The following is a 1560-nucleotide window of genomic DNA, read 5'->3' as shown; positions in this document are numbered from 1 at the left end:
AACGCCTTGGAATGAACGCTTACGGCACAAACACCTTACTGGATTGTGGGGGGATGGTTTGCGTTACTCGGTATCGGGGTGGGGCTGGCAGTTCCTGCCACTAGCATTGCCGTGATGAGCCTGGCATCGGCTGAACTATCGGGAGCCGCCTCTGCAACAATGAATGCACTCCGCCAAGCTGGCATGACAATTGGTATTGCGCTGCTTGGTACATTAATGAGTGAGCGGGCAATTCATGTTTTTGCCTCTGCTTCTGCCGTAGTTGAGAGAGGAGTTGAGAAAGGAGTGGGTCGTGTGGAACAGATTGCGCGCGAGGCTATTACTCAGCACGTATTCCCCAACACCTCAATCGCTCTTCAAGACCTTTTTACCCGCGCGATGGAAAGTGGTTTTCATTTGGCCATGTTGTTGGCAGGGCTCGCCTGTTTTGGCGTACTAAGCTTGCTGCTCATGGGGAATACTCATGCAGGCCAACGATATAGCCCTAGTTCCAGTCCATAGATGACACTGTAACTTCTTCTAGGCGTGTTAATCGCTGTCTCAAGGTGGAAACTACTCTGTCAGGCCGTACGCTACCTGCTAATGGGAATTAGCAGGGTGGTCGGCAGGGATAAAGGTCGCAGGCTCTGCCACTGGAGGTAGCTGCTTGTTTTCCAGAGTTGCCAAGGCAATCTTGTAGCAATCCTCGATATGTCTGTTGCCCATGTACTTCATGGCAGTAAAGCTAATACTGCCTGCCACAGCGCTGCCAATAAAGGGGACAAACTTAGAAACACCTTTGGCAGCAACTTTAACGCCCATCTTGTTCAGCAGCGTTATGATTAACGTCTTGGTGATGTATTTTCCGGCTAACTTGCTTCCCGTATTGGAAATGGCGGTCATTACAAAAAGCTTGGTTTCAGTATCTAGGCTTTCGATTTGTTCAGGCGATAAACCAAACTGGGCATTAATTTTGGGAATTATGCGCATCAAGATGGCCACGTCTGAGCCGATATCCAGCCCAGGTATGGGAATAATGGCGGTGCCTGCTGAGATCCCTGCGCTTTTGGTCACCATCGAATAGCATGACTTTTTAATGGCGTCGAGTTGTTCCCTTGTCTCAATCATGCGGTGTTCCTTTTTTACGATACTGAACTGCGATATTGCAGGGGGCAGCCTTTACGCCGTCACTTCTCCGCATCCCCGCTCGGTGCAGGTGGGTTGGTGATCATACAGCGTTTGAATGATCTGACAGTTAGCCGCCTTGCCGCCTCGGCATTGATGCACCACTTGGCGCAGTTCCCCCGCCAGTGCTTGTAAGGCAGCGATGCGTTCTTCTAAGTGCTCTAGATGACGGCTGGCAATATTATCGGCGGCGGTGCAGTCGGTGTCGGGGTTGTCGGAAAGTGCTAACAACTCCTGAATGCTGTGCAGATCTAACCCCAGGCTACGGCCATGGCGAATAAAGCCAATGCGTTCTAATGCCGCCTGATCATAAGACCGGTAGCCTTGCTCTCCCCGCTGTGGCGGTGCCAGTAATCCCAGCTTTTCATAATGGCGAATGCTTTCCGGCGAGCATCC

General features: G+C 51.4%; 3 protein-coding genes. 1 reads left to right on the top strand and 2 read right to left on the bottom strand.

Annotation, left to right across the window (positions count from 1 at the left end):
- Positions 1 to 114 precede the first annotated feature (114 nt).
- Positions 115 to 501, top strand: a complete 387-nt coding sequence (locus INT22_RS08295) for a hypothetical protein (protein WP_193068043.1) — start codon at positions 115 to 117, stop codon at positions 499 to 501.
- 78 nt (positions 502 to 579) lie between these two features.
- Here INT22_RS08295 and INT22_RS08290 read toward each other — a convergent pair whose 3' ends face one another.
- Together INT22_RS08290 and INT22_RS08285 are read right to left on the bottom strand one after the other, a co-directional pair.
- Positions 580 to 1107 (bottom strand): hypothetical protein, encoded by a 528-nt coding sequence (locus INT22_RS08290; RefSeq protein WP_193068042.1) that lies wholly within the window; start codon positions 1105 to 1107, stop codon positions 580 to 582.
- A gap of 51 nt (positions 1108 to 1158) precedes the next feature.
- Positions 1159 to 1560 (bottom strand): MerR family transcriptional regulator (locus INT22_RS08285; protein ID WP_193068041.1); only part of this gene is annotated, 402 nt, incomplete at its 5' end.

This window comes from Halomonas sp. 3D7M, from assembly GCF_014897885.1.
Classification (GTDB): domain Bacteria; phylum Pseudomonadota; class Gammaproteobacteria; order Pseudomonadales; family Halomonadaceae; genus Vreelandella.
Note: the sequence above shows the minus strand (reverse complement) of the source record. Positions and strands in the feature narration are given on the sequence as shown.